The 5,960-nt window shown below is 72.5% G+C and carries 1 protein-coding gene and 1 pseudogene; both read left to right on the plus strand.

All coding sequences use genetic code 11. The annotated features are described in order from the left end of the window. Positions 1–5,482: non-ribosomal peptide synthetase (locus tag G3N92_RS29915; RefSeq protein WP_206131173.1), on the plus strand; the 5,482-nt coding region annotated here is incomplete at its 5' end. Continuing rightward, positions 5,479–5,960, plus strand: a pseudogene (locus G3N92_RS29920) (hypothetical protein); the annotation flags it as partial. The gene G3N92_RS29915 and the pseudogene G3N92_RS29920, both read left to right, overlap by 4 nt.

Below are 5,960 nucleotides of genomic sequence, written 5' to 3' on the forward strand. Positions count from 1 at the left end.
CGGCGACACGCCGGGGCTGGAGGCGGTCGTCGCCGATTTCACGAACCTGCTGCTGGTAGCCGTGGCGTGCGCCGCGCCGGCCCCGTTCGCCGAGCGGGCGCGCGCGTTCCAGGCGCAATGCCATGCCGATGTCGCGCACAGCGCCTGGTCGGGCGTGCGCGTGCAGCGCGAGCTGGCGCTGCGCGCCGACGGCGAGCGCAGCTTTGCGCCCGTGGTGTTCGCCTGCAACCTCGGCACGCCGCTCGTGGACGCCGCGACGCGCGCCGTGTTCGGCCCGCTCGGCTACATGATTTCGCAGACGCCGCAGGTGTGGCTCGACCATCAGGTGTACGAGGACGACGAGGACGGCAGCCTGCTGCTGGCCTGGGACGTCGTCGATGCGTTGTTTCCGGACGGCCTCGCCGACGCGATGTTCGCGGCGTATATCGCGCTCGTCGAACGGCTGGCCGGCGAACCGGGCGCCTGGGAACGCCCGGCCGGGGTCGCGCTGCCGGATGCGCAGCGCGCCGTGCGCGAGCACGTCAATGCGACGGGCAAGCCGATCGCGCCGCGTACGCTGCATCTGCCGGTGTTCGAGCAGGCTGCGCAAGCGCCCGAGCGAGTGGCGCTGATCGAGGTGGACGGCCGCGCGATCGGGTATGGCGAGTTGGCCAGTCGCGCGTTGCGCGTGGCGGCGCTGCTGCGCGAACGCGGCATGCGCGAAGGCGACGCGGTCGCCGTCACGCTGCCGCGCGGCGCCGATCAGATCGCGGCCGTGCTCGGCGTGCTGGCGGCCGGCGGATGCTACGTGCCGGTCGGCGTCGCGCAGCCGGTGGCGCGGCAGGCCCGCATTCATCGGCGTGCAGGCATCCGTCATGTCCTCTGCGATGGCGACCATGCGCCGTCGCTGGCGTCGCTCGATGCCGACGCAATCGACATCGCGTCGGCATCCGCCTGCGAACCGCTGGCCGGCCCCTGCCCCGTGCCGCCCGATTCGGTCGCCTATGTGATCTTCACGTCGGGCTCGACGGGCGAACCCAAGGGTGTCGAGATCGGTCATCGCGCCGCCGCCAACACGATCGACGATCTGAACCAACGCTTCGGCGTTGGCTGCGACGATCGTGCGCTCGCCGTGTCGGCGCTCGATTTCGATCTGTCCGTCTACGACATCTTCGGTTTGCTCGGTGCTGGCGGTGCGCTGGTGCTGGTTGGCGAGGACGATCGTCGGGAGCCGGCCGTGTGGCGCGATCTCGTGCTGAAGCACGGCGTCACGCTCTGGAACACCGTGCCCGTGCTGCTCGACATGCTGCTGGTCGCGGCGGCGGATAGGCTGTTGCCGTTGCGACTCGCGTTCGCCTCGGGCGACTGGATCGGGATGGATCTGCCGAAACGGCTCGCCCGCGTCGCGCCCGCCGCGCGCTTCATCGCGATGGGCGGCGCGACCGAGGCGGCGATCTGGTCGAACCTCTGCGAGGTGCCGGCTGAAGTGCCTGCACATTGGCGTTCGATCCCCTATGGCACGCCGCTCGCGAATCAGCAGTATCGCGTCGTGAGTGCGCTCGGCAACGACTGCCCCGACTGGGTGCCGGGCGAGCTGTGGATCGGCGGTGCGGGCGTCGCGCTCGGCTATCGCGGCGACGCGCAGCGTACCGCCGCATCGTTCGTTTCCCATGCGGGCCAGCGCTGGTATCGCACGGGCGACCTCGGCCGCTACTGGCCCGACGGCACGCTCGAATTCCTCGGCCGCCGCGATCATCAGATCAAGCTGCGCGGCCACCGCATCGAGCTGGGCGAAATCGAAACGGCCTTGCTCGCGCAACCCGGCGTTCGGCATGCCGTCGCGCTGGTCACGGGCCAGCCGCCCGCGCTGTGCGCCGCGTTCGTCGCCGACGGCCAGCCCGACGACGCCACCCTCGCCACGGCCCTGCGTGCGCTGCTGCCCGACTACATGGTGCCCACGCACTGGCTCGCGCTCGACGCCCTGCCGTTGAGCGCCAACGGCAAGATCGACCGCCGCTCGCTGGCCGAACGCTTCGCGGGCGCGCTGGCCGCCGCGCCGATCGATGCCGCGCCGCCCGAAGGCGCGGCCGAGCAGCATATCGCCGGCCTCTGGCGCGGCCTGCTCGCGCTGCCGGCCGTGTCGCGCCACGATCATTTCTTCCGGCTCGGCGGCGACAGCCTGCTCGCCACGCGGCTCGTCGCGCAATTGCAGCAGGACGGCTGGCAGGCCGACGCGCCGCTGCGCCGCCTGTTCGCGCGGCCGGTGCTGGCCGATTTCGCATCCATCTGGCATGCCGCCGGCGACGCGCCCGCGCAAGCGGCCGCCCCCGCATTGCAGCCCGATCCCGCGCAGCGTCACGCGCCGTTCCCGCTCACCGAGATTCAGCGCGCCTACTGGATGGGGCAATCCGAGGGGCTGCCGCTGCACGGCGGCACCACCTATTTGCTCGAACTGGACGGCGCGGGCGTGGATCTCGCGCGCTTCGATGCCGCGTGGCGCGCGCTCTGGACGCGCCACGACATGCTGCGCGCCAGCGTCGACGAGGACGGCCGCCAGTCGGTGGCCGCAACGCTGCCCGACGCGCGGCTGCGGATCGAGCCGCCCGCTGCCGACGCCGGCGCCGCACGCGAGGCCATCGCCGTGCTGTGGCGTGTACGCGATCGCTCGCGCGCGCGCCATCCGCTGCACACGGCGCACGCGGTGCCGTATGCGGGCGGCCGCTGCCGGATCGGCCTGTTCTTCGATTACCTGACGCTCGACGGCTACAGCGTCAAGCTGCTGCTCGGCGAGCTGGCCGAGCTGTACCGCGCGCCGTCCAGCTTGCCGCCGGCCCCGGCGCTCGGCTTTCGCGACTACGTGGTGCAGACGCTCGACGCCGTCGCGCCGCCCGAGGCCGCGCTGCGCTACTGGCGTGCGCGCCTCGACACGCTGCCGCCCGCCCCGGCGCTGCCGGTGGCGCGCGATCCGGCCAGCCTCGGCGCGGCGGCGTTCGTGCGGCGCCGCGCGCGCCTGCCCGCCGCGCGCTGGCGGCGCTTGCGCGAACAGGCGCAGCGTCGCGGCATCACGCCGTCGGTGGCGCTGCTGACCGCCTATGCGCACGTGCTGGCCGCCTGGAGCGGCGGCGCGGCGCTGACGCTCAACCTCACGCTGTTCGACCGGCGCGCGCTGCATCCCGACGTGCCGCGCATCGTCGGCGACTTCACGGCGCTCGCGCCGGTCGGCTTCGACGCGCCGGGCCGCGAAAGCTGGACGCAGCGCGCCGCCGCCGTCCAGCAGCAAGTGGCCGAGGTGCTGGAGCACCGCGCCGTGTCGTCGGTGTGGATCCAGCGCGAACGCGCGCGCAGCGTGGGCCTGCAAGCCGCCGCGCTGCCCGTGGTGTTCACCAGCACGCTCGGCCTGGCCGACGATTTCTTCGACCGCCTGCCCGACGGGTTCCCCGATCTCGCGGATGGCGGCCTGTCCGAAACGCCGCAGGTCTGGCTCGATCATCAGGTGTTCGAGCATCGCGGCGAACTGGTGCTGTCCTGGGATTACGTGCGCGGCCTGTTCCCGGACAGGCTGGTGGACGCGATGTTCGATGCCTATGTCGGATGCCTTGAACGGCTCGCGGACGAGGCCGACGGCTGGGACGAGACGGCCGCCGCCGCCGGGGTCGCGCTGCCGGATGCGCAGCGCGCCGTGCGCGAGCGCGTCAATGCGACGAGCAGGCCGATCGCGCCGCGTACGCTGCATCTGCCGGTGTTCGAACGGGCTTTGCAAGAGCCCGGACGCGTTGCGTTGATCGACATCGACGGCCGCGCGATCGGGTATGGCGAGTTGGCCAGTCGCGCGCTGCGCGTGGCGGCCCTGCTGCGCGAACGCGGCGTGCGCGAAGGCGACGCCGTCGCCGTCACGCTGCCGCGCGGCGCGGATCAGATCGTGGCCGTGCTCGGTGTGCTGGCGGCCGGCGGATGCTACGTGCCGGTGGGCGTCGCGCAGCCGGTGGTGCGGCAGGCCCGTATTCATCAGCGCGCCGGAATCCGCCATGTCCTCAGCGATGGCGGGCATGCGCCGCTGCTGGCGCCGCTCGAAGCCGATGCGATCGACATCGCCGCCGCGTCGGCCTGCGAATCGCTGCCCGCGCCCTGCCCGGTGTCGCCCGATGCCGTGGCTTACGTGATCTTCACGTCCGGCTCCACCGGAGAACCCAAGGGCGTCGAGATCAGTCATCGCGCCGCCGCCAACACGATCGACGATCTCAACCAACGCTTCGGCGTTGGCTGCGGCGATCGCGCGCTCGCCGTGTCGGCGCTCGACTTCGATCTGTCCGTCTACGACGTCTTCGGTTTGCTCGGTGCTGGCGGTGCGCTGGTGCTGGTTGGCGAAGACGACCGGCGGGAGCCGGCCGTGTGGCGCGATCTCGTGCTGAAGCACGACGTCACGCTCTGGAACACCGTGCCCGTGCTGCTCGACATGCTGCTGGTTGCGGCGGCGGACAAGCCGTTGCCGTTGCGCCTCGCGTTCGCGTCGGGCGACTGGATCGGGATGGATCTGCCGAAACGGCTCGCCCGCGCCGCGCCCGCCGCGCGCTTCATCGCGATGGGCGGCGCGACCGAGGCGGCGATCTGGTCGAACCTCTGCGACGTGCCGGCCGACGTGCCCGAACACTGGCGTTCGATCCCCTACGGCACGCCGCTCGCGAATCAGCAGTATCGCGTCGCGGATGCGCAAGGCAACGACTGCCCCGATTGGGTGCCGGGCGAACTGTGGATCGGCGGTGCTGGCGTTGCGCTCGGCTATCGCGGCGATACGGAGCGCACGGCGGCGTCGTTCGTTACCCACGCGGGCCAGCGCTGGTATCGCACCGGTGATCTCGGCCGCTACTGGCCCAACGGCACGCTCGAATTCCTGGGCCGCCGCGATCACCAGATCAAGCTGCGCGGCCACCGCATCGAGCTGGGCGAAATCGAAACGGCGGTGCTCGCGCAGCCCGGCATCCGGCACGCCGTCGCGCTGGTCACGGGCCAACCGCCCGCGCTGTGCGCGGCCGTCGTGGCCGACCGCCAGCCCGACGAGGCCGCCCTCGCCACGGCCCTGCGCGCGTTGCTGCCCGACTACATGGTGCCGTCGCACTGGCTCGCGCTCGACGCCCTGCCGCTGAGCGCCAACGGCAAGGTCGACCGCCGCGCGCTGGCCGAACGCTTCGCGGGCAGCGCGCTTCAGGGCGCGCCGCGCGAAGCCCCCGCCGATCCGCTCGAACGGCGCGTGGCCGCGCTCTGGTCCCAGGTCCTGGGCCACGCGGACATCGCCCGTCACGACGATTTCTTCCGGCTCGGCGGCGACAGCCTGCGCGCCGCGCGGCTCATCGAGGCGATGCGCCTCGACGGGCTCGACGCCGGCCGCCTGAGCCTGCGGCAGGTGTTCGCGATGCCGAGCATCGCCACCCAGGCCGCCTGGCTGCGCTCTCTGCAGGCCGCCCCCACCGACATCATCGAATCCACTTACGAGGAAGGCTCCTTATGAATCCCGTGTCGCTGATCGCCGAACTCGACGCCCTCGGCGTCCTGCTCTGGACCGAAGCCGGCGAGCTGCGCTTTCGCGCGCCGGCCGGCGCCCTGACCGAGGCCCGCAAGGCCGCGCTGCGCGAACACAAGGCGGCGCTGGTCGCGCATCTGGCGCAGGCCGAAACCCAACCGGCGGCGGCCGATCCGGCCGCCCGCCACGAACCGTTTCCGCTGACCGACGTGCAGGCCGCCTATCTGGTCGGCCGCGGCGAAGCGTACGACTACGGCGGCGTGGGCTGCCACGGCTATGTCGAGCTCGATCTCGCCGGCGATCTCGATCCGCACCGCGTGGAGCGCGCCTGGCATCGCGTGATCGGCCGCCACGACATGCTGCGCGCGATCGTCTCGCCGGCCGGCTGGCAGCGCGTGCTCGACGACGCGGCCCCGCCGCCGCTGGTGGTGGACGACCTGCGCGGCCGCGCCGCCGACGAGGTGGA

It is taken from the genome of Burkholderia sp. Ac-20379, assembly GCF_017104645.1.
In the GTDB taxonomy this organism is placed as follows: Bacteria; Pseudomonadota; Gammaproteobacteria; order Burkholderiales; family Burkholderiaceae; genus Burkholderia.